Here is a 26,555-nt window from a genome sequence, read left to right as displayed (position 1 = left end):
CTGCAAAAATAAGTTTTAGAAATCAAATACAATAATTTTTCAGTCTTTAATGCATCAAGTGTTGGTTTTTATGAAAATTATTAAAAAACGCTGACTGATAGTTTGTTAAAAAACACAGGAATAAGTAACTTTATGTTAAAATTAAATGGAAACCTTTCAAAAAAGAGGCCTGTGATTTGTAATCTGCTGAAAGATAAATTATCTTTGGCTACATTTTTTTTAACTATCAAAAAACACCATGAAAAAACACTACTTATTTTTTATTTTCGTTTTCTCAATAGGCCAGGCTTTTGCGCAAACAAATTCTCCTTGGAAACTATTTAGCGATGATAAATCAATCACTTCAGAAAAAGTCAGAGAGACTTCTTATTCTGAAAATCAGAAATTATTCCAGTTCAATTCGGTTCAGTTCAAACAATTGCTGGCGAATGTTAACGACAAAGCTTCAGGTCTTGCGGGAGTTGAGGTTTCTATTCCTAATGTGGAAGGGAAATTAGAAAGATTTATGGTTTGGGAATCATCCAACTTTGAACCTGAATTACAGGCAAGATATCCTGAAATCAGAGCGTACGTTGGAAAAGGGATTACCGATCCATCGGCGACGTTGAATTTTAGTTTGTCTCCGTTAGGAATTCAAACTATGGTTTTAAGAGCTGGTGTTGGTTCGGAGTTTATTGAAGCCTATACTAAGGACAGATCGGTTTATGTGGTTTTTGATTCCAAGACCAGAATTGCAGGGGAACTGCCTTTGAATTGTTCTACGCAAGATGTGGCATTAACCCAGGATTTACAAAGAAACGGCAATGTGACTTTGTCTAATGATCAAGTATACAGAACCATGCGTTTGGCTTTGTCTTGTACTGCGGAATACACGACCTATTTTGGAGGAACAGTGGCGGGCGCTTTAGCAGGGATGAATGCCACGATGACACGTTGTAACGGGGTATTCGAAAGAGATTTGGCCGTGAAATTATTGATTATTGCCAATAATGATTTGGTGATTTTCACCAATGCTACAACTGATCCCTATTCAGCCGCTAGTGTTGGAACGAATCCTGCAAATACTAACAATGCTAATGGATGGAACATCCAATTGCAAAACACCTTAACCAATACAGTAGGAATCGGGAACGGGGCCTATGACATCGGACATTTGTTTGGTGCTTCAGGCGGTGGCGGAAATGCAGGTTGTATCGGTTGTGTTTGTGTTGATGATGATGCCGCAAATACTTTAGATAAAAATAAAGGAAGCGCATATACTTCTCCAAGTAATAATGCTCCTGAGGGAGATACTTTTGACATCGATTATGTAGCGCATGAAATGGGTCACCAAATGGGAGCCAATCATACTTTTACCTGGACAGCTGAAAACAACACAGTAAATGTTGAGCCGGGTAGTGGTTCCACCATTATGGCTTATGCGGGTGTTGCTTCACCTGCCAATTTAAATGTTCAGCCCAATTCAGATGACTATTTTACCTATAGAAGCATTAACCAAATCCAAGTGAATTTAGGGACTAAAACTTGTCCGGTAAGCACGAGTTTAGTAACAACCAATCCAAGACCAACAGTATTGGCGAGTGGAAATTTCAGTATTCCTATTGGTACAGCTTTCAAATTGACCGGTTCAGGAACAGGAACAGCAGGGGAAGTATTGACTTATTGCTGGGAGCAAAATAATGATGCTACTGTAGTTGGTCCGGTTGATTGTTTACCTTCGCCAACTAAAACAGACGGTCCTAACTTCAGGTCTTTTCTTCCGAGTCTTAGCCCGGTTAGATATATGCCGCAATTTTCAGACGTATTGAACGGTAATTTAACCACGACTTGGGAAACCGTTTCTACAGTGGCAAGATCATTAAATTTTGTAATGACGGTTAGAGATAACGTACTCGGTGGTGGTCAAACCAATACTGGTGGAAAAACAGTTACTGTGGTTAATACCGGAGCTGCTTTTGCCATTACCAATCCAAGTACCAGCGTTTCATGGGGATTAGGTTCTTCACAAACGTTAACCTGGAGTGTGGCAGGAACAACGGCAAACGGAATCAATACTGCCAATGTCAATATCTTAATTTCAACAGACGGTGGTGCTAATTTCACAACATTAGTGGCGAATACACCAAATGACGGTTCTGAAACGATAACTATGCCAAGTACTGCAACATTGAATTGCAGAATTCTGGTTGAGGCAGTTGGAAATATATTTTATGCGGTTTCAAAAAACATTACTTTAGGATACGACTGTGTCGGCGCATCAGAATCTCCCGGAACAGCCATTGCTGACGGCCTTGGGGCAAATAGTCCTGGTGCTGCAACAGTACGTACTTTAAATATGGCAACCAATGTTACGATTAACAATATGAAAGCCTCTTTCGCTTCTAATCATACCTGGATTGGAGATTTAGTGGTGAAACTAAAACACCCTGATGGTACAGAAATTGTATTGTGGAACAGAACTTGTAACAATCCGCAAAGATCAGGAATGGACATCACTTTTGCAGATGGTTCACCGGCGCCGGTTTGTGCCAGCCCAACAACAGGAACTTACAGTCCGGTTCAGGGATTGTCTGCTTTTAACGGCAAGCCATCTAATGGAACCTGGACATTAACCGCTACAGATTTTTATGTTGGTGACTCAGGAAGCATTACTTCATGGGGAATTAACTTTGGGTGCACATTGGGTAGCGAAGAATTCAGCATTAATGATTTGACCGTGTATCCAAATCCAAATAACGGAAACTTTACGGTTCAGTATGATAATCCGATTGCAGATGAAACTAAGATTGAGGTTTATGATATCAGAGGCAGAAAAATATTTGAAAATAGTTATGCTAACCAAGGTGTCTTTAACGAAAGTATTCAATTGAATGACGCTCAGGCAGGAATTTATTTATTGACTGTTACTGATGGCAACAGAAAAGTAGTAAAACGAATTGCCGTAGAATAACAAAACATTAAGAATCAAAAGATAAGAAGGAGAAAGTTTTATAATTTTCTCCTTTTTTTATCGAATAATACTTTACAATTATTAAATTTACGCCCTATTTAAAAAAAAACTATAATCAAATGAAATTAAAATTACTTTTTCTGTTATTGGTATGCCAAGTGAGTTTTGCCCAACAGAGAACTTGTGGCATGGAAGCATACATGCAACAGGTAATGAATGATCCGGCTGCAAGACAGCAGTATCTTCAACAACAAGCCAATTTTGAAATTGAACTTCAAAGAATGGCAACAAGCCTTAACAGAAACAGCAATGCTACTCAGGATGTTCAGGTGATTAGAATTCCGGTTGCCGTTCACTTTCCTTCAGCAGGCGCAGCTACAGCTGCAGTTAAAACTTGTTTGAGAAATTTGGCGCAAACACAAATCAACACTTTGAATGCGGATTATAATGCTGCCAATGCTGACATCTCCAACTTCACCAATAATGATGCTCCTTTTTACCCTGGAGTGACTGTTGGTAATTTAGGCGTTCAGTTTGAACTGGCAACTCAAAATCACCCTGCAGGAACCGGTTTAACAAACGGAACAGTAGCGGTAACTTTTGGAACCGACTTTTTATCAGGTGCTGATTCAGATGCTACCTGGGCAGGTTATATGAATTTGGTTGTCAGAGATGAAGGGAACTCCATTTTAGGGTATTCACCCCTTGGAGGTTCTCCAAGTGCCGGTCACACGGTTGTTATCAATAGATTTTGTTTTGGTTCCGGAAGTGGTTGTACCGGTTATAACCCAACTGCTCCGTTTAACTTAGGAAGAACACTTACGCATGAGTTAGGCCATTTCTTTAACTTACGACATACTTTTAATGCAGGCACCTGTGGAACCAATCCTAACTGTGCTACTACGGGAGACCGTGTTTGTGATACTCCGGAAGTATTTGAAGAGTCATATGGCTGTCCGGCTGCAGGTGAAGTTGCGGGTTGTAACGTGAGTGAAGTTGCGCTTACCATGAACTATATGGATTATGTAGATGACCCATGTATGTATATGTTTACTTTAGGTCAGGAAAACAGAATGAGAGCTTATTACAATTCTATTTCAAGTCAATTTAGCACCACAGCTTTGGCTAATAATGAAGTTTTTGCTAATACTTTCAAAATTTATCCAAATCCAAACAAAGGTAGCTTTACTATCGAGTTTGCGGCATTGACCAATAGTTATTCGGTAGAAGTATTTGATGTTACCGGTAAAGTGGTTTATGACAATAATTTTGAATTGGCTTCTGCTTTGGTTCAAACCATCAGTTTAGAGGAAACAACGAGCGGAATCTATTTTATCAATATCAAAAGCGACAACGGAATGATAGTGACTAAAAAATTAGTTATCGAGTAATTTCATTGTTCTTTGAATCAATAAAAAAGCCTTACAATCGTGAGGCTTTTTTATTTTCCGTTAAAGCTGTTCATGGTATTGGCTAAACCGGCCAAGGCAAAAGATTCCACAATTTCTTTGGCAATCACAAAGCGCTCCATCAGTTTTACTTTTTCCGCTTCGTGCCATTCGCCCAAAACATAATCAACCTGTTGGCCTTTTTTAAACTCGTCACTGATGCCAAAACGAAAACGCGGATATTCGGTAGTGTTTAAAATCAGCTGGATGTTTTTCAAACCGTTGTGCCCGCCATCGCTTCCTTTGGCTTTGATTCTGATGGTACCAAAAGGCAAATTCAAATCATCGGTAATGACCAAAACATTTTCTTTGGCAATGTTTTCCTTTTCCATCCAATACTGAACGGCTTTACCGCTCAGATTCATATAAGTGTTTGGTTTCAAAAGGATCAGTTTTCTTCCTTTGATGCTGTATTCGGTTATGGCGCCAAGCTTGGCCGTTTCAAAGGTCAGGCTTTCTTTTTGGGCGATATAATCCAATACTTTGAACCCGATATTGTGTCGTGTATTTACATATTCGGCACCAATATTTCCTAGTCCGACGATGAGGAATTTTTTCATAGAATCAATGTTATCAACTTTAGGAGTTTTGCTAAAGAGTTGTGTTAACCATTTCATGAGGCAAAAGTAGCTAATTTGAAAATTTGAAAATGAGTTAATTTGAAAATTTGTTTCCAAAAGTTTATAAAGTGCCTTTTGCTTATCATTTAGCCCCGATTGAAGTGGCTACCGCGTAGCGCGAAAAGCGGGAATATGGAAACCAAGAATGCCCAAGCCTTTCGCTCCTGATTAAAACAAAAAAGCACCGGCGTGAACCGATGCTTTTGTATGTAAAGAATTGAAAATTATTTTTTCTTTCCTTTTGCCGGAGCTTTTGCTGCTTTTGCTGCCTCTTGAGCTGCTTTCATAGCTGCACGTGAAATCTTCACTTGAGCTACCACAGTATTGTCCGGGTGCATCAATTTGAAGTTTTTAGCTTCCAATTTGGTCACATATAATTTGTTACCCATTTGCAATTCAGAGATGTTAGCTTCAACATAATCAGGAAGATTTTTTGGTAAAGCTTTCACTTTTAATCTTCTTAAGTTTAAACGTAAATCACCACCTAACAATACACCTGGAGAGGTACCTGTAATTTTAACAGGAACTTCCATCATGATTTCTTTGCTTTCATTTAATTGAAAGAAGTCAATGTGTAAAATTTTGTCAGACACCGGGTGAAACTGAATGTCCTGAAGAATAACATTGGTTGTTTTTCCAGCCAAATCAACTACAACGGTGTGTGCGTTTGGAGTGTAAACCAAGTTTTTGAATGCTTTTTCTTCTGCTGCAAAATGCTGTGGTGTAGTTCCTCCGTAAATAACGCAAGGGACCATTCCAGCATCACGTAAGGCTTTAGTAGCTTTTTTGCCTACGCTTTCTCTTTCTTGTCCTTTAATCGTAATCGATTTCATTGTAAAAATATATAGTTAATAAATAAAAAATACTTTTTTGAGCTGTCAGCAATTAGCCTTTAGCTTATTTATTTGGGCGTTCCCTTTCAGGTCGGGCTTTCCGCAGTACATGATACTTGCTGCAATCCCTTACGCAATCATCAGTTTTAATTTAATTCTAACGGCTTATAGCTAAAAGCTGACGGCTACATTAAAAACTTTCCACTGATGGAATTGTTGTGTTGCACCATGTGCATTACTTCTGCAAACAGCGGCGCACAACTCACCACTTTTATTTTGTTTGACGCTTTCTTTAACGGAATAGAATCGGTTACGATCAATTCCAGTAATTTAGAGTTCTCTATTTTCTCATACGCTTCTCCCGAAAGGATAGCATGCGTACAAATTGCTCTTACGCTTATCGCGCCTTTTTCCATCATCAAATCGGCCGCTTTGGCTAATGTGCCTCCGGTGTCGATCATATCGTCTACCAAAATCACATTTCTGCCTTTTACTTCACCAATCAATTCCATTGTATCAATTACATTGGCCGCTTTTCTTTGTTTGTAACAAATGACTACGTCTGATTCTAAAAACTTAGAATAAGCATACGCTCTTTTTGAACCGCCCATATCAGGAGAAGCAATCGTTAAATTGTCTAACTGCAGGCTTTTTACATACGGCAAAAAGATAGTCGAGGCAAACAAGTGATCCACCGGTTTTTCAAAAAAACCTTGAATCTGATCTGCATGTAAATCCATCGTCATGATTCGAGTGGCGCCGGCAGTTTCCAATAATTTGGCAACTAATTTGGCTCCAATCGGAACTCTTGGCTTGTCTTTTCTGTCTTGTCTTGCCCAACCAAAGTAAGGAATCACCGGAGTAATGTGTCTGGCTGATGCTCTTTTCGCTGCATCAATCATTAACAAAAGCTCCATTAAATTGTCGGCGCTCGGAAATGTAGAGCAGACAATAAAAACGCGTAATCCTCTTATTGATTCTTCAAAAGAAGGTTGAAACTCGCCATCACTATATTTTGAGAACGTAACTTTCCCCAGCGGAATCCCATAGTTAGTAGCTATTTGTTCGGCCAGATGGACGCTTTGTGAACAGGCAAATATCTTTGCTTCGGGTTCTAAATGCGACATTATAATTAGTTGTTTTTATTCCGCTGCGCTCCATACAATTCGGCTTTGACTTTGGTCTTAGTTTTCATGTATTAATTGCCTCGGGTGTAGTTACTTAGTAGTTGTTCGTTTTACCGAGGTGCAAATTTAGAAATTAAATCCGACTCTGAAGGATATTTTTAACTATTTTTTTGATTGTTTGAAGAAAATTTATTTACATTTGCACCCACAAAACAAGGATATCTTGTTGTTCGATGTCATTAAAACACTTTTCTTTTTAGAAATTGGTTTTAAAATCTACATCGAAATCTGCCCGGATGGCGACTTATTTAATTAATTTTTTCAAAAAATTAAATAGCAAAATCCAAAAGGAAATGCCCGGATGGCGGAATTGGTAGACGCGCACGACTCAAACTCGTGTTCTTAGGAGTGTGGGTTCGATTCCCACTCCGGGTACAAAACCTCTCAGCAATGGGAGGTTTTTTGTTTTTAAAACCCTAAAATCAATTTGGCAATCGAGAAATAAATCAAAATCCCGCAGATATCATTACTCGTAGTAATGAATGGTCCGGTAGCCAAAGCAGGATCAATTTTAAATCGGTGAAGTAATAATGGGACAAAAGTTCCGATAAGCGAGGCAATGATAATTACCGAAATCAAGGCAATAGTCACAATTTCCCCAATAATCAATTGGACGTTCAAAAGGAAATGGCTTCCGACAAACAAGATGGCGGCCAATATGATTCCGTTGAGCAAACTCAAAGACACTTCTTTTATCAAACGATTCCAAAGCGAACCGCTGATGGATTGATTGGCCAAACCTTGTACAATAATCGCTGAAGATTGTACGCCGACATTTCCGGCCATCGCAGCAATAAGCGGTGTGAAGAAGAACAAATTTCCATGATTGGTCATCGCGCCTTCAAACAATCCCAAAACCCTAACGCTGATAAAACCACCACAAAGTGCCAGGACTAACCATGGCAAACGCGCACGGGTCAAGTCCAAAATGCTGTCATCGGCCTCAACGTCTTGTGAGATACCCGCAGCCAACTGGTAATCTTTGTCGGCTTCTTCTTTGATCACGTCTACGATATCATCAATGGTAATCCTACCCATCAATCTGCCCATTTCATCTACCACCGGAATGGCTTCCAGGTCATATTTCTGCATGATGCGGGCGACTTCGGTATTGGCAGTGTCAACTCTAACGGAATCTACTTTTTTGATATATACTTCGCTGATTGGCGTTTTGGTAGAAGTCGTCAATAAATCTTTGAGTGATAATCTTCCTTTTAATCGGTTTTCATCATCGACTACATAAATCGAATGCACACGGGTCACGTGTTCCGCCTGGATTCGCATTTCTTTTACACAAGTCAGTACGTTCCAGTTCTCATTGACTTTCACCAACTCTTTTCCCATCAAACCTCCGGCAGTGTCTTCATCATAACGCAACAAATCAACAATGTCTTTGGCGTGTTCAATGTCTTCCAGCTCCGAGATTACCTCTTCTTTTTTGCTTTGCGAAAGTTCGGCGATGATATCCGCAGCGTCATCGGTGTCTAATTCATCTAATTCTTCTGCAATCTCTTTGGCAGAAAGACCCTGAAGGATTTTTTCACGCAAATCATCTTCCAGTTCGGGAAGGATTTCGGCGGTGATTTCACTGTCAAGGATTTTAAAGATATAAGTGGCTTCGGCAGTTTCCAGTTCCTCAAAAATCTCCGCAATATCGGCATGGTGCATGTCATTCAACAATACTTCCAACTCCTGGTCGTTTTTGTCGTGGATGAGTTGCTCAATTTGCGTTAAGAGTTCTTTGCTGATTTTAAACTGCATTGGCTTCTATTTTTTGAGTGAGTTCTATGAACTGTTCAACAGTCAATTGTTCGGGACGGAGGTCAAAGATAGTATCTTCTTTTAAATTATCCGAAAGGTTAAAAGATTTTAGACTGTTTCTGAGTGTTTTTCTGCGCTGTTGGAATCCGGTTTTGACCACGCTGAAAAACAACTTTTCGTTGCAGGGCAAATGGAAATCAGCCTTTCTGCGCAAGCGTAAAACTCCTGATTTCACTTTTGGCGGCGGATTGAAAACATGTTCGTGAACGGTAAACAAATACTCAGCATCATAGAAAGCCTGGACTAAAACAGAAAGAATGCCATAAACCTTGCTTCCTTTTTTAGAACAGATTCTTTCGGCTACTTCCTTTTGGAACATCCCCGAAAATTCCGGAACCTGCTCGCGCAATTCCAAACACTTGAAAACAATCTGGGACGAAATGTTATAAGGGAAGTTTCCGGTAATGGCAAAAGGTTTGCCTTCAAAAACCTCGTTGATATTGTATTTCAGGAAATCTTTAGAGATGATTTTTCCGTGCAGCTTTGGGTAATGCGCATTCAAATATTCCACAGATTCGGTATCAATTTCAATAACATAAGTCGTGGCTGGTCGTTCCAAAAGATATTTGGTCAACACACCCATACCCGGTCCAATTTCCAATACGTTGTGGTAGCCTTCAAGATTCAGCGTGTCGGCGATGTCTTTGGCAATGCTTTCATCGGTTAAGAAATGCTGACCGAGGTGTTTTTTGGCTTTTACTTTGTCCATCTTAATGATCGCTTATCAATTCCAATTCTGTTCTAAACGCCAACATTTTGTCACCAAAAAGCCGATGTCCTTCTTCGCGAAGCCTTGGCGCATCTTCGTCGTAATACTTTTGTAATGTTTCTTTGGAGTCTGTGGTGTATTGAATGGAGTAGGTTGTGCCGCCCATTTCTTCCTCGACCAAAACTCTGACCATTCGTGCCGATGAAAATTTTCCGGTAGCCAAAACTTCTTTAATGTGTTTTTCCTGCATCCATTTCATCCATTGGTCGTGAACGCTTTCGTGTATGTTTATCGTAACGTTATAAAGTATCATTTCTTGTTTTTTTTAATCGTAATTGAGAATGTTATGTAAACTATTGCGGCGTATAAAATAGAAAGGTTAGTGGTCATTGGCCTGTTCGGATCACCTGTAGATATGTGGATAAGCTCCGAAATTGCTCCTCCTATAAAAAGACTCACAATGATCCTAATCCATCTATTTTCTAAATAACCCATTTCTAAAGATTGGTGTCGCCGCGCAGTTTTCGGTATTTGTTCCGCGAGTCGACAAAGTAAATACTGTCTTCGTGCTTGAAGATGACTTCTTCATAAAGCGGCTTTGCCTTTTCAGGATCACTTAAGTTACTGTTGTAAATCTCTGCCGAATAATAAAGCGCTTCGTCTATGTAAATGCTTTCCTTGTGATTGGTGATAATAGCGGCATAACTTTCCAAAGCTTTGACAAAATCACCCTTTTTTTCATGAATTTTTCCAATGCGCAACTGCGTTACCGGTTCAATTTCTTCGCCTTTGTGCTCTTTTAAAATCAATTCAAATTGCGCTAAAGATTCTGCTTTTTTGTTTTGATACAAAAGAAAATCAGCACGGGCAAATTTCTTCAAAGCGACCTGGGTTGAATCTTCAACGGTGTTATCGCTAATCATCAGGAATAAATCCAAAGCATCATTGGCAATCAATTGGGATGAGGCCGATTTCAATACTTTTAACTGGTGTGTTGCCCATTCGAAATCAGTCTTGAAATAACTGGTTTTGGCGGTTTTCAGATTGGCTTCCTGACCAACCACATCACCGGCCATGTCTTCACTCACCTGTGAATAATAAATCAAAGCCTGATTGAATTTTTCTTCGAGCAAAAGGATATCGGCCAACTGCATTTTGAGTTCGGCGGTCTGGTAACGATTGATAGGCATTTCCATCGCGTTTTTCAAAATCACTTTGGCTTTCTCTGGATTGTTGAGGTTAAATGCGGTAAACTTGGCTTCCAATTCGAGCAGTGATAAAGTATAGGGGCTTACGCCAAATTCCTTAATGAGTTTGTCTAATTCTTCGGTGATGGCCGCATAATCCTTGTCGGTGGCATGATTGATTTTCATTTCCATCAAATAGGAATTTGCCTGAATCAACAGCTCTAAATCGTTAGTATTGTCTAAGACAAAAGTCAAAATCTCTTTGGCAGATTCCTGATCGTTATCGGCTATGGCCATTTCACCCAAATTGACAATATTCCCAAAAGATTCCGGGTTTCTTTTATAGATGGCTTTTTGTTGGACAAAGGCTTTACCATATTCTTTAAGCTGTACAAAATACCAACTCAGAAAATCATTCCAAAAGACGTCCTGTGTTTTCTGGGCTCTGACAAGCAATGCCTTTTTCAGTGCATCATTAAAAGCCACATCGCTGTCTTCGGTCATGAATCGGGACAGTTGATTTTGGATAATCGGAAGGTTTTGCGGGTTTTGACTGGCTTCAAGTAAGTAGGTTTCAATCATCAGATCGGTTTCGCCTTTCTGACCGTAAAGCATCGCCATCTGGAAGTTAAAACTCAATCTGGAATCGGTTTCAATAGCGGTTTTATAGGCCAAAAGCGCTTTGTCAAACAATGCTTTTTTTTCAAAAGTATAAGCAATGCCATAAGCTTCGTTGGCGTTCTTTTTGATTTTGTCTATGGCCTGCTCATAATATTTCTCGGCTTTATCCTGGTTTTTCTGCAATTGGTAATTGAAACCCAATTCGATCAACAGGTTGCTCTGTCTGTATTTGTCGAGTCTTTCCTGGATGGCTTTTTCGGCTTTGTCAAACTGTTGCAACTGCTGGTAACATTCAACCACTCTCTGGAAATAATTGGAATTTCCGGCCTGTGCTTTGAGCAATTCTTCATAACTCACTAAGGCTTTTTCAAATTCGCCACGGTCGAAATAATTATTGGCCAACTGCTCGTTCTGGGCATTGGCCCAAAGCGAAACGAATATGAACAGGATAGAGAGTAATTTTTTCATGTCTAACATTAAAACGAACAATGTACTAAAGTAACACTTTTTGTGCCAAATTAGTACATCGTTTGCTAAAGATTAACTTATTTAGTTAATGATGTCAAAACCGGTGTAAGGGCGCAATACTTCTGGGATTACGATACCTTCCGGTGTTTGGTAATTTTCGATGATTCCGGCTAAAACTCTTGGCAAAGCCAATGAACTTCCGTTCAAAGTGTGCGCCAATTGGGTTTTTCCGTCTTTTCCTTTGAAACGCAATTTCAAACGATTGGCCTGGAATGTCTCAAAGTTAGACACCGAAGAGATTTCCAACCATCGGTCCTGAGCGGTTGAAAACACTTCAAAGTCATAGGTCAATGCCGAAGCAAACCCCATATCACCACCACAAAGGCGCAATACCCTGTAAGGCAATTTCAATTCTTTTAGGATGTTTTTCACGTGTTCCACCATGCCGTCAAGTGCTTCATATGACTTATCCGGATGTTCGATGCGAACGATTTCTACTTTGTCAAATTGGTGCAAACGGTTCAAACCACGAACGTGTGCGCCATAAGAACCTGCTTCACGACGGAAACACGGTGTGTAACCCGTACATAAAACAGGCAATTCGTTTTCCTGTAAAATCACATCGCGGAATAAATTGGTTACCGGAACTTCGGCCGTTGGGATTAGGTATAAATCGTCAATGCCTACGTGGTACATTTGCCCTTCTTTGTCAGGCAATTGTCCGGTTCCATAACCTGAAGCTTCGTTTACCAAATGGGGCACCTGAACTTCCTCGTAGCCTGCGGCTGTATTTTTATCTAAAAAATAGGAAATCAAAGCACGTTGTAATTTAGCTCCTTTTCCCTTGTAAACCGGAAATCCGGCACCGGTGATTTTCACACCCAATTCGAAATCGATGATGTCATATTTTTTAACCAATTCCCAGTGTGGCTGCGCACCTTCGTGCAATACCGGAATATCGCCTTCCTGGAAAACGTTGAGGTTTTCCTCAGGTGTTTTTCCTTCCGGAACGATATCGGCTGGAAGGTTTGGTAACAAATACATTTTTTGTGTCAATTCAGTAGCAAAGGCTTCTAATTTCTCAGACAATTCCTTGCTGGTTTCTTTGAGTTGACTTGTTTTTTGTTTTAGGATTTCGGCTTTTGCTTTTTCACCGGATTTCATCATTTCGCCAATAGCGGCCGATAATTTATTGGCTTCGGCTAAAGTATTGTCAAGAGCAACCTGAGTGCTTCTTCTGTTTTCGTCTAATTGGATTACTTCCTCAACGATGGCTTTAGCATCCATGTGCTTTTTGGCCAAAGCGGTAATCACTTTTTCTTTGTTCTCTCTGATGTAACTGATTTGTAACATGTCATTTTCTTTATAAGCACGCAAATTTAATGAAATGTTTGATAAAACCTTTCGGATGCTGAAAAACTTCCTTTTTGTAAAAGAATCAGAATCAAAATGATGCTCGGTAATTTATCATTTTTTTGACAGTCACATCATTCAATAATTGCTATATTCGCAAAAAAACTACCACTTGCCATGAAAAAGCATTATTTTTTAATATTTTTCCTTACAATTTCTTCTGTTTTTGCCCAGCAGCGGCTGTCAGAAATAGAACAAATAGCCGAATCAGAAATGAAATCTGCGTCACAGTTGATCGATTTTCAGGCCAATCCGAATACGTTAAATTATGACGTTACTTATCATAAACTGGAGTTCACGGTAAATCCGGGAGTCTATTTCATTACTGGTAAAGTGACAACTACTTTCAAGGCATTGAGCAATATGACTACCGTTACTTTTGATTTGACAGATCAATTGAATGTGAGTTCGGTAAAACAAGGCGCAACCAATTTGACTTTTGTTCAAAATGCCAATGACGAATTGGTTATCACGTTGCCAAGTACGTTGACCGCCGATAGTTTTGCCACGGTAGAAATCAATTATTCTGGTGCTCCTGCAACCGGAGAAAATGCCTTTACCAGAACAACGCATAACGGCGCTAACATTATCTGGACCTTGTCTGAGCCTTTTGGCGCCAGAGATTGGTGGCCATGCAAACAGGATTTGAATGATAAAGTAGAGAGCATCGATATTTATATCACAGCACCCTCACAATACGTAAGTGTGGGCAATGGCGTTGAACCGGAAGCACCGGTAACTGTTGGCGCTAACAAAACCACTCATTTTCACCACAACTATCCGATACCGGCTTATTTGGTAGCGATAGCGGTAAGCAATTATCAGGTGTTTACACAAACCGCAGGCACGGAACCGAATACTTTTCCGATTGTGAACTATTTGTATCCGGAGACTTATGCCGCTTCTGTTGCTTCGTTATCTGTAACTCCGGAGATCATGGATATTTTTGAAAATCTATTTGAAACCTATCCGTTTCATGCCGAAAAGTACGGACATGCCCAATGTGGATTTGGTGGCGGAATGGAACATACAACCGTTTCCTTTATGGGCGGATTCAGTCGCGGATTGATTGCGCACGAATTGGGGCACCAATGGTTTGGCGATAAAATCACCTGCGGGAGTTGGAATGATATTTGGCTGAACGAAGGATTTGCTACTTATTTAGCGGCTCTGACTATCGAGAATCTGGATGGACTGGATGCTTTTATTACCCAAAAATCAAACATGATTGATAATATCACGGCATTGCCAACAGGGAATGTTTATTTAACGGATATTCAGGCTACCAATGTCGGCAGGATTTTCAGCAGCCGTTTGAGTTATAATAAAGGCGCGATGGTTTTGGAAATGCTGCGTTTTAAATTGGGTGATACTGCTTTCTTCCAAGGCGTGAGAAATTATCTGGCCGACCCGAATTTAGCTTATAAATATGCAGTGACCAGTGATTTTCAAACGCATATGGAAACCGTTTACGGACAGGATTTAACAGAGTTTTTCCAAGATTGGATTTACGACCAGGGCTATCCTACCTATACGATTACAGCTCAGAATTGGGGAACAGGTCAAGCCAAATTTGTAGTGAATCAGTCGCAATCGGATGCTTCGGTGTCTTATTTTGAAATGCCGGTTCCGGTTAGGGTTTATGGTTCGAATGGAGAACAGGCCGATTTGGTTTTGGATAACACTTTTGACGGAGAAGAGTTTATCATGAATGTTCCTTTTACCATTACCGGTGTTGATTTTGACCCTGAGAAACACATTATCTCAAGAGATTCTAATGCGACTCTGGGTAATGAAAGCTTTGATATAGACAATACCATTGTTTTGTACCCCAATCCGAGTGATGCGGTGTTACATATCCAGATGCCATCTTCGGTGGTTTTGGAGAAAGCGACCATTTACAACAGCCTTGGGCAGAAAATAGCCGAGAATAGCACTTTAGATTTCTCTGTGAGTAGTTTGTCTTCGGGGGTTCATTACATGGAAATTCAGACTACGGAAGGGACTTATCATAAAAAATTCATAAAAAAATAATCTAAAACGAATATTATATGCACGAGTAAGGTGAAAACCTTACTTTTGTGCGTTTAAAAGAAACCGACAAATAAGAAATGGAAATTGCAATCAAACTATCTCAGTTTTTACTGAGTTTATCAATACTAATTATACTTCACGAACTGGGGCATTTTATTCCGGCCAAATTATTCAAAACAAGGGTAGAGAAGTTCTACTTGTTTTTTGACATCAAATATTCCTTATTCAAAAAGAAAATCGGCGAAACCGAATACGGTATCGGATGGTTACCGCTTGGAGGTTATGTAAAAATCTCAGGGATGATTGATGAAAGCATGGATACGGAGCAAATGGCAAAGGACCCGGAGCCTTGGGAATTCCGTTCGAAACCGGCCTGGCAGCGTTTGATTATTATGCTTGGTGGGGTAACGGTGAATTTTATTTTGGCGTTTATCATTTACATTGGAATGACTTTCTTCTATGGAGAAGAATATATTGCGAACAGCGAAGTAAAGGATGGGGTTTGGGTTCGCAATGACGAATTGAAAAAAGCAGGGATTCAAACGGGAGATAAAATTGTGGCTGTTGACGGAAAAGCGGTAACCAAGTTTGTGCCTTCTGTGAATATGGATATTTTGACCGCTAAAACGGTTCAGATTAACAGAAACGGTGAGGAGAAAAACATTACCATTCCGAATAACTTTATCGGGAAGTTTATTGATGCCGATAAAAAAGGATTGATCTCCTTGAGATTGCCTTTTGTGATAGGTGGCTTTACAGATGATTCCCCTAATAAAACCCAACTTAAAATAAAAGACATCGTGGTTTCGGTTAACGGTCAGCCGGTGAAATACTTTGACCAGTTGGAAGGCATTCTTGCAGCGCATAAAGGCACCAAAATACCGGCAGTGGTATTGCGTGACGGAAAAGAAACAACTGTGCTCTTAGTGGTTAACAATGCCGGAAAGATAGGTGTTGGGCCGTCAGCCATCAGTGGTGAGAAGCTGGAAGAGATCGGCTATTACAAATTCAGTACGGAGACTTTTGGATTCTTTGAATCGATTCCGGTGGGGATTGACAAAGGATTTACGCAATTGGGGAACTACTGGAAACAATTGAAATTGATATTTAACCCGAGTACCGGTGCTTACAAAGGCGTTGGTGGTTTCGCGGCGATTTATAATGTATTCCCGGATACCTGGAGTTGGGAAGCGTTTTGGAGCATTACAGCCTTATTATCCATCATGCTTGGGGTAATGAATTTATTACCGATTCCGGCCTTAGATGGAGGTCACGTGATCTTCCTGTTGTATGAAATGATATCCCGCAGAAAGCCTAGTGATAAGTTCTTAGAGAGAGCCCAACTGGTTGGCTTTGTACTACTTATTTCACTGTTATTGTTTGCCAACGGAAATGATATTTACAAGGCAATTGTCGGCAAGTAATATTTTTTGAAATTTTATTCGTTTTTATTTGCAAAAAATAAAATTCGTTCTATCTTTGCAACCGCTTAAAAGATATAACATCTTCCTCCTTAGCTCAGTTGGTTAGAGCATCTGACTGTTAATCAGAGGGTCCTTGGTTCGAGCCCAAGAGGGGGAGCAAACAAAAAGCCTGATACGAAAGTATCGGGCTTTTTTATTTATAAGTTCTTTGGGCGAGAAGAGCCCAAGAGGGATTTGAAATTAAAAGGAGGAAGCCCGGTGGGCTTCAGGTACACGAACTTTAGTTCGTCTGTGAGCGTGTTTGAAATTAGCTTTAAACTTTTAGTTGGTGCTTCAACGCTCCTTGCAGACGCTTCAACGCTCTTGGCGGGTGCTCCAACGCTGTGTGCGTATTCTTCAACGCTCTCGGCGGGGTGTTCAACGCTTTCGCCGGGTTGTTCAACGCTCCGTGCGGATGCTTTAACGCTCTATGCAGATGCTCTAACACTATGAGCGGGTTCTCCAACACTGCATGCGGGTACTTCAACACTATTTCTTATTACTTTTTTCCTTGATGAAAAAAGTAACCAAAAAAATCAAGCCTGATTTTTATTGTCTATTTCGCACAATGCCTTTCTTTTCCGCCGCAACCCGAGTCGCTCGCTTCGCTCGTCTATGTGGGTTGCTTTCCTTCTCCCAACACTGAAAAGCAATGGCTCAATAACACCAATAAAAATAGGGCGGAATAAAAAAAAGCTTTCTACTGAAAGCTTTTTGTGGTATTTGATTTTGGACGATTATTCTTTTGGGCGTTTGAATACTAAACTACTTATTTGACGGTATTGGGGTGAGGTGGCGCCAAAGAGTGATTTTACATAATTTTTTACATCGAAGGCAGTATTTACTAACGCGTTATCTTCGTCATAGAGTTCTTGATTTCTAGCAATGATGGCATTGCTATAAGGAACATAGGCGTTTCTCACGGCGGAGTTTTTATCTGCAAGTTGGGTGAGTAGCGTTTGCATTGCTGCTACTGTCAACTCTGTTTCATTGGGACTGTATAGTGGTTCGTTTTGAGTAATCACTATTAGTTGTTCGAAGCTGTCGACTAGGCGGTCGTAACTTTGCTGTGATACTGATATCTGGTTTTCTTCGGGGGTTATGGTTTCTCCTGTTCTTTTGCCGTTTAGTTTTCTGATTATGGTTCTTGCGTCTTTGATGTTTGGTGCTGCTGCGTTTTGTGCCACCATTGCATTAATGACCCGAGTGGCAAGGGGTTTTAACGGCTTAAACAACAATTGTCTTTCGCCGGTGGCCACATCAAAGGGTCCTTTGGTGTCTTTGACGGCTTTGATTTTTGCTTTCGCTTTGTCAAACTTCGATTGAAGGTCAGGAATAGTCAGAGTTGCATTGGTTGGGTTGTAGGCAGGGCCATAACCGGTACAAAAAGAGATTAGGGTTTCAAAGTTGGCCACGTTCTTGGCGTGACCGGTTTCAGAAGTTGATGCCATGGTTTTTAGAGTTATGAGTTATGAATTATGAGTTTCGAATTTTTGATTGATGATTGATGGTGTTGGAAATAACTCGGTTGTGTCGATATCTAAGATTTCTGATATGGTGAGCATGGTGTTGACGGTCATTTCGATTTTGCCGTTTTCGAGTTTGTTGTAATAGCTTTGGGAAATGTTGAGGCGGGCTGCCATATAGCGTTGGGAGATGTTTTTCTCGAGGCGTTTGGCGGTGATTTTGGTCAGGAAGTTTTGGGGCATGATACAACAATTTATAAAGGAGCTTTGGGCTCTTTTGGGTTATTACTTTATGTTTTGTGGTATCTAAGGCTAAGCTAAATAAAGTGTTTTATCCTACAAAATAATTTTGAAGGAAATTTATTCCACAGTGGAATCATTTTTAGCTCTCCTTATATGGTGGGAGTTGGCATAACATGAACTAGCTAATAGCTAATTGAGATTAATTTGAATTATAATCTCAAAATGAGATGATTATAAACTTTTTTCTTATTTTAGCTTTACTTCAATGAAACAAATACCACAGTAGTTTTTTTGGAAAAATTTGTCGTGCCTCTTTTTTAGTTAACTAAGGGAGTGTATTTGCGCGATTTAAAATTATTTCATAATTATGGCTGAGTATAAAATATCCATAAATCAACTGGCGAGATTTTCTAAAAGCACTGACAATAAAAAAAGGAGTATCGTCAAACAACAAAAGAATCCTCCCAAGGTTTTAGTTGCTCGCTATGGCCTAGCTAAGGCTAGAATTCGAAAAGCCATTGCTAATTATGGTAACATTCAACCAATTTTGGATGGTATTCAAGAATTAAAAAGCAGAAATCCAGAAACGCCATTGGCAATTAGTGATAAAGCAGTTTCCATTGAAGCAATGGAACGATTTATTAAAATGAAACTTCCTTCTTTTTTAAACGATAACGTTTACGAAGTTTTAAAAAAGCCTAAGGTCAACTCGTTTGTGGTTTCAGATGTTGAAATAATCGTTTCAGCAGATTTAATCATTAAGGTTTTTATTGATGGACAAGCTTTTCTGGGAGGTGTGAAGTTACATATTGCTAAGGGAGATATCTTCGATAGAGAGCAGGCAAAATATGTTTCAACCTGTCTATATCAGTATCTCGATTTAGTATTCGAAAATTCAGGTATTATCGTGTTACCACAACTATGCTTGTCTGTTGATGTGTTCGCGGAGAGTTTTTTTACAGCTCCTGAGAATATTGAAAAGACATTGGAAGATATTGAAACAATGTGTTTAGAAATTAAGAGAATATGGCCTAATGTTTAAGTATTAATATTTTTATTATAACAAAACAAAACATGAGAGTATTGACGAAATCAAGATTTAAACTGGGATTGGAATGTCCAAACAAGCTTTTCTATACAAATAAAAAAGAATATGCAGACACGAAAAAAGCGGATGCCTTTTTGGAAGCATTAGCAGAAGGAGGTTTTCAAGTTGAAGAATTAGCAAGAATGCATTATCCGAATGGAGTATTAATTGAGGGCAATGATTGGGATTATCAACTTTTATGGGACCAAACACTAGAGCTTTTAAAAGAAGAAAATATAACAATTTATGAAGCGGCTTTTTTAATAGATGGCTTATTCATCAGAACAGATATTTTAATAAAGAAAGGAAATGATATTGAATTAATTGAAGTCAAAGCGAAATCATTTACTCCTGATAACGAACATCTTTTTATAGGACAAAGAGGAGGTATGGTAAGCAGTTGGAAACCCTATCTTTTTGATATAGCTTTTCAAAAATATGTTGTGCAGTTGTGTTTCCCTCATTGGAACATTGAATCTTATATTATGATGGCTGATAAAACAAAGAAAGCGAGTATAAATGGATTAAATCAACTTTTTAGAATCAGTAAAAAAGGCGAGAATAGAACTGGTATTTTGAAGAGGGTTAGTACTATTGAGGAAACAGGTGATTCAGTTCTGGGAAGAAAAAATGTAACCCAAATTATTGCCGATATTGAATCGAACGAATATAAATATCACGATAGTTTAACTTTCGTAGAAGCCATTAATAAGTTTAAAGAACTTTATCAAAATGATGAATATGCCAACTGGAAAACTTCATTCAATACTTGTAAATCATGTGAATTTAAAAGCGATGTTGATGATTTGAAATCAGGATATAAAGAATGTTTTATCAAGCAACATAATTGGAATGGAAGTGACTTTTCAAAGCCCAATATATTTGACATTTATTTTTTTACTAAAGGGAACAAATTATTTGATGAAGGGGTTTACTTCAAACATGAACTAACAGAAGATATGATAGGGTTGAAAATTGAGGCTAATAAATTGTCAACTACACATAGACAATGGTTACAAATAGAAAAAGAAGTCATTAATGATAGATCCGTCTATGTTGATATAGATGGTTTAAAAGACGAAATGAATAAGTGGAACTTCCCTTTCCATTTCATAGATTTTGAAACAAGCACAGTTGCTTTGCCATTTAATAAAGGGTTAAAACCTTACGATCAAGTAGCTTTTCAGTTTTCCCATCATATTTATCACGAAAATGGTAAAATTGAACATGCTAATGAATATATAAATAATACTCCGGGAGTATTTCCAAATTTCGAATTTTTAAGAGCTCTAAAATTAGCTTTGGGAAAAGACAATGGAACTATTTTCAGATACTCTAATCATGAAAATACAATTCTAAATGCAATCTACGTTCAACTTGTTGAATCTGATGAGAAAGATAAAGAGGATTTGATAAAGTTTATCCAGAGTGTGTCCCATTCCAAATCAGATAGTGCCGTTGTATGGAAAGGCAATAGGGACATGATTGATTTATGGGATGTAGAAAAACGCTATTATTACAATCCTTCAACTAAAGGGTCTAATTCTATTAAGGCAGTTTTGCCGGCTTCATTAGGTTCTAGTAAGTTTCTTCAAGAAAAATATTCCAAGCCGCTTAATCAAATAGATGTTACAAGTAAAAACTTTTCAGAAAATCATATTTGGTTAGAAATAGAAGACAGCATTGTAAAAAACCCTTATAAAATGCTGCCTTCTCTTTTTGATGGGTGGAGTGAAGAAGATATTGAAAACACATTGTCTGAAATAGAAAACATAGACAATGGTGGAGCAGCTTTAACTGCTTATGGTAAGTTGCAATATACAGATATGGAAGAGTCCGAAATTGCCGAATTAACAAGCGCGTTGTTGAAATATTGTGAATTAGATACTTTAGCAATGGTTATGATATATGAACATTTTAAGGAACTAATCAAATAGGTCATGGCAAGAAATCAATTAGCAATTCCAAGATATAGAGTAATATTAAGAAAGTTAGCTCGATCTGGTAGACATAAAGCAAAAGACATACATTTAGCATGCGTTAATAGCGGAATTGAAACTAAATTGAGAACGATTCAGAATGATTTGAATCAGTTAAGGGATGATGATACAATATTCGGAAGAAATCTGAATATTGAATATGATGAGAAAACTAGAGAATGGTTTTCAAATGGCATTCCAAAGGAAATATTTGCATTACTTGAATTAGAGGAAGGAGAAATAACTGCGCTGCTTTTTTATGCTAAGACGATTAGCCAATATAGCGGCTATCCCATTTTTTCAGAAATGACTAAAGCAATAAAGAAAGTTATTGATAGTAGTAATATTTCAAACAATTTAAAAGAGCTTTTCGAACGAGAAACTTTTTTAGAAACTGAAAAACATTTACCACTAAAAGGAATTGAGCTAATTCCTGATATACTTCACGCCATACATAATTGTAATCTTCTGATGATTGAGTATCAAAGATTTGACGGGGATGAAATCAAAACTCATGAATTCAAACCAATATTATTGAAGGAAGACAAGCAAATGTGGTATATAGTTGGTATGAATGTAAAATACGAAAAGATAATGACTTTAGCATTGGATAGGATTAAATCGCTAAATATTACCAAAGAAAACTTCGAGGCTATAAATTTTAATTCTGTTGAATATTTTAAATATTCATTTGGGATAACCGTTCCTGAAGAAGAACCAATCGATGTGATTATCTCCTTCACTCCTTCTCAAGGAAATTACATAAGAACACTACCGATTCATTCAACTCAAGAGATTTTGATTGATAATACTAAAGAATTTAAAATTCAAATTCGAGTTATTCCTTCATATGAGTTTTATTCAAAAATCAGAAGTTATGGTGAACAAGCCAAAATCATCTCACCACCTACAGTTGTAAATGAAATTAAAGCTTCTCTATTTAGCGCAGCAAGTCAATATTAATCAGTTAATTAAAAATATTTTCATTTTTTTTTGAGCACGCATATCCGATGCGTCATTTCGTAATTTATTTGTAGGGTTAAATATTTAATACCACAAATAAAATGAATACAAATGAAAAAGAGAGACTGCATTTTTGCATTGGACGATACGACCAATATTATGATAGTGTAAACAACAAGAGCTCAGTTTTCTTAGGTCTGAGTACTTTTATTGTAGGAGGTCTAGTCACAGGATACTTTGCCCTTCCCTCAATAGTAAATCGTACTCCTTTAATGTGCTTCTTAATGATGATGCTTATTCTTTTAGGCATTATAATAATGATTATAGTAATCCGGGCTGCTACACCATTTCTTTCTCCAGGAATTGATTCACTGCATTTTTTTGGTTCTATATCATGTCTAAGTCATATTGAGTTTTGTGCAAAATCGGAAAGTTCTATTTCTGAAGAAGACGAGCTTAAAGACTTACGTAAACAAGTTCATCAGTTAGCTTGTGGCTTATCTTTAAAATTCAAGAAACTTAAGATTGCCGGTAATTTATTTGCAATTCAATTTATACTTTTTATACCCCTATTAATTCTAATATTAAACAATTTAAAATAACTACTAATGAGAATTTATGACGATTACCTTTCGACTGTAAAAGCTGCTATGGCAGCTGACCCTAAATCAAGAAAACTAAGTGATAGCTTAAGTAAAGCGAGTGGGCTCAATGGACCATTTAGTGCAATAAACCTTAACGAATCTGTTCCGGAAAAACGACTACTTCCAAGTTTGGAAACCTTTGCTCTTGAGCTAGGATTAAAACCGAACTTTGATCAAAAACTTGGTCTTCATCCAGATCATGCACATCTGAAGCACACAGACCACATAGAGAAAAATTATATAGTGTCGATGTTCGTTGACATCAAAGGTTCTACTAATCTTTTTAAACTATATGAACCTGAAACTGTTTGGATTATTACTAATACCATTCAACGTGCGGCCATTCATACTTGTTTAATTTTTGGAGGATACGTTCATCGTCTTCACGGAGATGGCTTATTTGTTTACTTTGGAGATAAAAACACATCTCCTGAAACCGCAGTAAAAAGAGCTTTACAGTTTTCAGCAATATTTACTTATTTCGTAAAAACTGATCTCAAGGAATTATTTAATGAGCAAGGGATAGAAGATATATATACTAGAATTGGTATTGACCTTGGGTATGACCGTGATGTAGTTTGGGGAATGGCTGGTATTGGTGAGATAAGTGAAGTGACAACTTGTAGTTTGCACACTAGTTTAGCGAGCAAAATGCAGTCAAGCGCCCCTAGTAACGGGATTGTTGTAGGTGACCATGTTAAAAATGAAGTACCTGGATTAAATGAATTTTTTGTTCCAGTATGTCAGAGAACCGAAAACGAAAGTGACAGATACATTTTTAGAATTCCAGAAGAAAATTGGAACTATACACAATATGATTTTGCCTGGCTACCTTTTCTCAAAAAGCAAGATTATATAACTACAGACTTACAAGGAGTTCTAAATCTCAAACAAAAATCAACTCCAATTTATGACCGAAATATAAATAATTTGGCCCCGATTGCAGTTAAAAGCAAACCGTTTTATGGATTTAGCGAAGAAGATTAGTCAATTTGAGCGTGATTTTATTCAGGTAAAAGAGTCTTTTCCTAAACTCGTTTATGGCTGGATCAAGAAGGATAAGTTGTGGGTAATTTCAGGTGAATTAGATATTTGCGATGTTAAAGGTGATTATTGGAACACCTTTAACATCGGGATATTAGTTTCTGAAACATATCCATATTGTGTTCCTGTTGTGTTTGAGCGTAGTGAAATTACACCCCGTGATATTGATTGGCATATTTCTAAAGAAGGAATATGTTGTGTAGATTCGGATAATAAGCTTTTAGCTATGAGTCGGCTTGGAATCAATATTAAGGACTTTATTGCTGAAAAAGTATATACGTATTTTGCTAATCAATTATTCAAGTTAGAAGAAAAAGTATATGCGGGTGCAGAGTATAAACATCACATAGATGGTGTAATTCAATATTATCTTGAAGATTTAAGAATCCCGACTGTCGAAAACATTTTAGTTTTTCTGGAAATGATACTTAACAAAGCAGACCTTACCCGCAATAGAATGTGCCCTTGTAGTAGTGGAGAAAAAATAAAAAATTGTCATGAAAAAGAAATTGAAACTATTAAAAGTCTTGGAAGAGAAAAAATAACAAGCAACCTTAAAAAAATTCGAGACAATTTAATTGCTCATAATTTAGAATAAAAAAACTCAACTTGTAAAAGTTGGGTTTTTAATATATATATTTTAGTTAAGCAATTACTCCACTACAATAACAAATTCAGAACGTCTGTTCTAGCGCCTATTACCCTTCGATAAACCCTCACTATAATTTTATCAACATCCCCTCATTTTTAACAATTCCCGTTTTCATTTGGCAGAGGAATTGGGTAACTTACAGGCACTATGACCAACGAACAAAACCCCTATATTAAAGGAAGAGGTGCCCAAAAAAATGTGCACAACCGCTTTTTTGCAGAATCCCAGGAGATGCTCGATGACTTTTTGAACTATTGTGCGGTGGAGGGCGACAAGGCAGATGATAACCGGACCAGCTATCTTGAAGTTTTCCCCAAAACCATCGTCAACAAAGTGGACAGCCCCGATGTGGGCATGGGGTATTCCATGAATATGTACCAGGGTTGCGAACATGGCTGTATTTATTGTTATGCTAGGAACAGCCATGAATATTGGGGTTATAGTGCCGGGCTGGATTTTGAGCGCAAGATATTGGTGAAGAAAAGCGCGCCGTTATTGTTGGAAGAAAAACTCAAAAGTAAAAACTGGAAAGCCCACACCATTGTCATGTCGGGCAACACGGATTGTTACCAACCGGCTGAACGTAAATTTGAAATTACGCGCCAATGCCTTGAAGTATTCCTGAAATACAGGCATCCTGTTGGCATTATCACGAAAAACGCATTGATTACCCGCGATATCGACCTGCTTTCAGAATTGGCCAAAGACCAGCTCGTGGGTGTCAACATTTCGATTACCTCGCTGACCGAAAAGACGAGGCTGCTTCTGGAACCCCGAACGGCGACTATTGCCAAGCGTTTTGAAACCGTGAGGCTGCTTTCTGAAAAGGGCATTCCGGTCAATGTGATGATTGCGCCCATCATTCCCGGAATCAACAGCCACGAGATTCTCCCTATTGCCAAAACAGCGTCTGAGGCAGGTGCCTTGTCGGTGGCGTATACCGTGGTGCGGTTGAATGGCGCAATCGGCGAAATCTTTACCGACTGGATTCGGAAGGCGATGCCGGACCGGGCCGATAAAGTCCTTAACCAAATTGCAGCCTGCCACGGTGGAAACCTGAGCGACAGCCGCTGGGGCGACCGCATGCGGGGTGAAGGTGAACTGGCGCAGATGATCCGTTCGCAAATGCAATTGGCGCGAAAGAAGTTCTTTGCCGGAAAGCAGTTCCCTGCCTTGAACACGTCACTCTATGAGCAGTATAAAGGAGGGCAGCTACAATTGCTTTTTTGAACGGAACGATTAAAACCAAAACCCCCAACTTGAAAAAGTTGGGGGTTTTAATATTTAGTAGTAAATGATTACTGTGCTACAATCAGGAATTCTGAACGTCTGTTCTGAGCGTGTTGCTCTTCAGTACAATTCGCTCCACAATCCACTTTTGGTTCCAATTCACCCATTCCTTTGGCAGAGATTCTTGATGCATCAATGCCTTTAGAGATGATGTATTGTCTGGTTGATTTGGCTCTTCGGTCAGACAATCTTTCGTTGTATTTGTCCGTTCCTCTGTTATCCGCATGTGATTTGGCCATGATAACCATTTTCGGGTTGTTTTTCATCACCTGAACCAGTTTGTCTAACTCAAAGGCTCCTGCCTGAGTGATGTTGCTCTTATCGTATTCAAAATAGATTGGCTGTAATACCACTTCGCTGATTTTGATAATCTCCTCGATTGGTTTTAAGGCTGCGTCTACTTTCGCCGTTGGCCCTTTGCTTGGGTTTACTG

General features: G+C 38.7%; 22 protein-coding genes and 2 tRNA genes. 13 read left to right on the top strand and 11 right to left on the bottom strand.

What is annotated here, in order from left to right; translation table 11 throughout:
- The first annotated feature begins 238 nt into the window (after nucleotides 1–238).
- Together P1K33_RS00120 and P1K33_RS00115 are read left to right on the top strand one after the other, a co-directional pair.
- Complete coding sequence (locus P1K33_RS00120) at nucleotides 239–2,950, top strand: zinc-dependent metalloprotease (RefSeq protein ID WP_284650779.1); 2,712 nt, start codon at nucleotides 239–241, stop codon at nucleotides 2,948–2,950.
- A 119-nt stretch (nucleotides 2,951–3,069) separates the two neighbouring features.
- On the top strand, nucleotides 3,070–4,341 hold the full coding sequence (locus tag P1K33_RS00115) for a zinc-dependent metalloprotease (RefSeq protein WP_284650777.1): 1,272 nt from the start codon (nucleotides 3,070–3,072) through the stop codon (nucleotides 4,339–4,341).
- A gap of 50 nt (nucleotides 4,342–4,391) precedes the next feature.
- Here P1K33_RS00115 and pth read toward each other — a convergent pair whose 3' ends face one another.
- From pth to P1K33_RS00100, 3 genes are all read right to left on the bottom strand, one after another.
- Nucleotides 4,392–4,958 (bottom strand): aminoacyl-tRNA hydrolase, encoded by a 567-nt coding sequence (gene pth, locus P1K33_RS00110; RefSeq protein WP_284650775.1) that lies wholly within the window; start codon nucleotides 4,956–4,958, stop codon nucleotides 4,392–4,394.
- Nucleotides 4,959–5,242: 284 nt separating this feature from the next.
- Entirely contained in the window at nucleotides 5,243–5,851 is a 609-nt protein-coding gene (locus P1K33_RS00105; protein WP_284650773.1) for a 50S ribosomal protein L25/general stress protein Ctc, read from the bottom strand.
- A gap of 185 nt (nucleotides 5,852–6,036) precedes the next feature.
- Nucleotides 6,037–6,978: a ribose-phosphate pyrophosphokinase gene (locus P1K33_RS00100; protein ID WP_284650771.1), complete on the bottom strand. Its 942-nt coding sequence runs from the start codon at nucleotides 6,976–6,978 to the stop codon at nucleotides 6,037–6,039.
- A 355-nt stretch (nucleotides 6,979–7,333) separates the two neighbouring features.
- On the opposite strand from P1K33_RS00100, the gene P1K33_RS00095 reads away from it, so the two are divergent.
- Nucleotides 7,334–7,413: transfer RNA gene (locus P1K33_RS00095), tRNA-Leu, on the top strand.
- 33 nt (nucleotides 7,414–7,446) lie between these two features.
- Here P1K33_RS00095 and mgtE read toward each other — a convergent pair.
- From mgtE to serS, 5 genes are all read right to left on the bottom strand, one after another.
- Nucleotides 7,447–8,799 carry a magnesium transporter gene (gene mgtE, locus P1K33_RS00090; protein WP_284650769.1) on the bottom strand — a complete coding sequence of 451 codons (1,353 nt, stop codon included), beginning with the start codon at nucleotides 8,797–8,799 and terminating at the stop codon, nucleotides 7,447–7,449.
- A complete protein-coding gene (gene rsmA, locus P1K33_RS00085; RefSeq protein ID WP_284650767.1) occupies nucleotides 8,789–9,568 on the bottom strand; it encodes a 16S rRNA (adenine(1518)-N(6)/adenine(1519)-N(6))-dimethyltransferase RsmA in 780 nt (259 codons plus the stop codon). Before rsmA ends, mgtE begins: the two co-directional genes overlap by 11 nt.
- A 1-nt stretch (nucleotide 9,569) precedes the next feature.
- Complete coding sequence (locus tag P1K33_RS00080; RefSeq protein ID WP_284650765.1) at nucleotides 9,570–9,881, bottom strand: DUF4286 family protein; 312 nt, start codon at nucleotides 9,879–9,881, stop codon at nucleotides 9,570–9,572.
- Between the two features lie 184 nt (nucleotides 9,882–10,065).
- On the bottom strand, nucleotides 10,066–11,844 hold the full coding sequence (locus P1K33_RS00075; protein ID WP_284650763.1) for a tetratricopeptide repeat protein: 1,779 nt from the start codon (nucleotides 11,842–11,844) through the stop codon (nucleotides 10,066–10,068).
- Nucleotides 11,845–11,925: 81 nt separating this feature from the next.
- Nucleotides 11,926–13,197, bottom strand: a complete 1,272-nt coding sequence (gene serS / locus P1K33_RS00070) for a serine--tRNA ligase (protein ID WP_284650761.1) — start codon at nucleotides 13,195–13,197, stop codon at nucleotides 11,926–11,928.
- Nucleotides 13,198–13,470: 273 nt separating this feature from the next.
- On the opposite strand from serS, the gene P1K33_RS00065 reads away from it, so the two are divergent.
- From P1K33_RS00065 to P1K33_RS00055, 3 genes are all read left to right on the top strand, one after another.
- A complete protein-coding gene (locus tag P1K33_RS00065; RefSeq protein WP_284650759.1) occupies nucleotides 13,471–15,291 on the top strand; it encodes a M1 family metallopeptidase in 1,821 nt (606 codons plus the stop codon).
- Between the two features lie 77 nt (nucleotides 15,292–15,368).
- Nucleotides 15,369–16,715, top strand: a complete 1,347-nt coding sequence (gene rseP / locus P1K33_RS00060) for an RIP metalloprotease RseP (protein WP_284650756.1) — start codon at nucleotides 15,369–15,371, stop codon at nucleotides 16,713–16,715.
- A gap of 83 nt (nucleotides 16,716–16,798) precedes the next feature.
- Nucleotides 16,799–16,872 (top strand) — tRNA-Asn (locus tag P1K33_RS00055).
- Between the two features lie 619 nt (nucleotides 16,873–17,491).
- Here P1K33_RS00055 and P1K33_RS00050 read toward each other — a convergent pair.
- Nucleotides 17,492–18,205 (bottom strand): hypothetical protein, encoded by a 714-nt coding sequence (locus P1K33_RS00050; RefSeq protein ID WP_284650754.1) that lies wholly within the window; start codon nucleotides 18,203–18,205, stop codon nucleotides 17,492–17,494.
- 18 nt (nucleotides 18,206–18,223) lie between these two features.
- Nucleotides 18,224–18,463: a helix-turn-helix domain-containing protein gene (locus P1K33_RS00045; RefSeq protein WP_284650752.1), complete on the bottom strand. Its 240-nt coding sequence runs from the start codon at nucleotides 18,461–18,463 to the stop codon at nucleotides 18,224–18,226.
- Nucleotides 18,464–18,830: 367 nt separating this feature from the next.
- On the opposite strand from P1K33_RS00045, the gene P1K33_RS00040 reads away from it, so the two are divergent.
- The 7 genes from P1K33_RS00040 to P1K33_RS00010 all read left to right on the top strand — a co-directional run bounded on the left by P1K33_RS00040 (nucleotide 18,831) and on the right by P1K33_RS00010 (nucleotide 26,062).
- Nucleotides 18,831–19,505, top strand: a complete 675-nt coding sequence (locus P1K33_RS00040; protein WP_284650750.1) for a hypothetical protein — start codon at nucleotides 18,831–18,833, stop codon at nucleotides 19,503–19,505.
- Between the two features lie 32 nt (nucleotides 19,506–19,537).
- A complete protein-coding gene (locus P1K33_RS00035) occupies nucleotides 19,538–21,487 on the top strand; it encodes a DUF2779 domain-containing protein (protein WP_284650748.1) in 1,950 nt (649 codons plus the stop codon).
- Nucleotides 21,488–21,490: 3 nt separating this feature from the next.
- Nucleotides 21,491–22,492, top strand: coding sequence for a helix-turn-helix transcriptional regulator (locus tag P1K33_RS00030; RefSeq protein WP_284650746.1), 1,002 nt, complete (start codon nucleotides 21,491–21,493; stop codon nucleotides 22,490–22,492).
- A gap of 101 nt (nucleotides 22,493–22,593) precedes the next feature.
- Nucleotides 22,594–23,094, top strand: a complete 501-nt coding sequence (locus P1K33_RS00025) for a Pycsar system effector family protein (RefSeq protein WP_284650744.1) — start codon at nucleotides 22,594–22,596, stop codon at nucleotides 23,092–23,094.
- A gap of 6 nt (nucleotides 23,095–23,100) precedes the next feature.
- Complete coding sequence (locus tag P1K33_RS00020; protein WP_284650742.1) at nucleotides 23,101–24,123, top strand: adenylate/guanylate cyclase domain-containing protein; 1,023 nt, start codon at nucleotides 23,101–23,103, stop codon at nucleotides 24,121–24,123.
- A complete protein-coding gene (locus P1K33_RS00015) occupies nucleotides 24,101–24,778 on the top strand; it encodes a hypothetical protein (RefSeq protein ID WP_284650740.1) in 678 nt (225 codons plus the stop codon). The genes P1K33_RS00020 and P1K33_RS00015 overlap by 23 nt, the downstream gene beginning before the upstream one ends.
- A gap of 201 nt (nucleotides 24,779–24,979) precedes the next feature.
- Complete coding sequence (locus tag P1K33_RS00010; RefSeq protein ID WP_284650738.1) at nucleotides 24,980–26,062, top strand: PA0069 family radical SAM protein; 1,083 nt, start codon at nucleotides 24,980–24,982, stop codon at nucleotides 26,060–26,062.
- A gap of 68 nt (nucleotides 26,063–26,130) precedes the next feature.
- On the opposite strand, the gene P1K33_RS00005 is transcribed toward P1K33_RS00010, so the two are convergent.
- On the bottom strand, nucleotides 26,131–26,555 hold a 425-nt coding region (locus P1K33_RS00005; protein ID WP_284650737.1), incomplete at its 5' end, for an OmpA family protein.

The sequence above is a fragment of the Flavobacterium terrisoli genome (assembly GCF_030167905.1).
Taxonomy (GTDB): domain Bacteria; phylum Bacteroidota; class Bacteroidia; order Flavobacteriales; family Flavobacteriaceae; genus Flavobacterium; species Flavobacterium terrisoli.
Note: the sequence above shows the minus strand (reverse complement) of the source record. Positions and strands in the feature narration are given on the sequence as shown.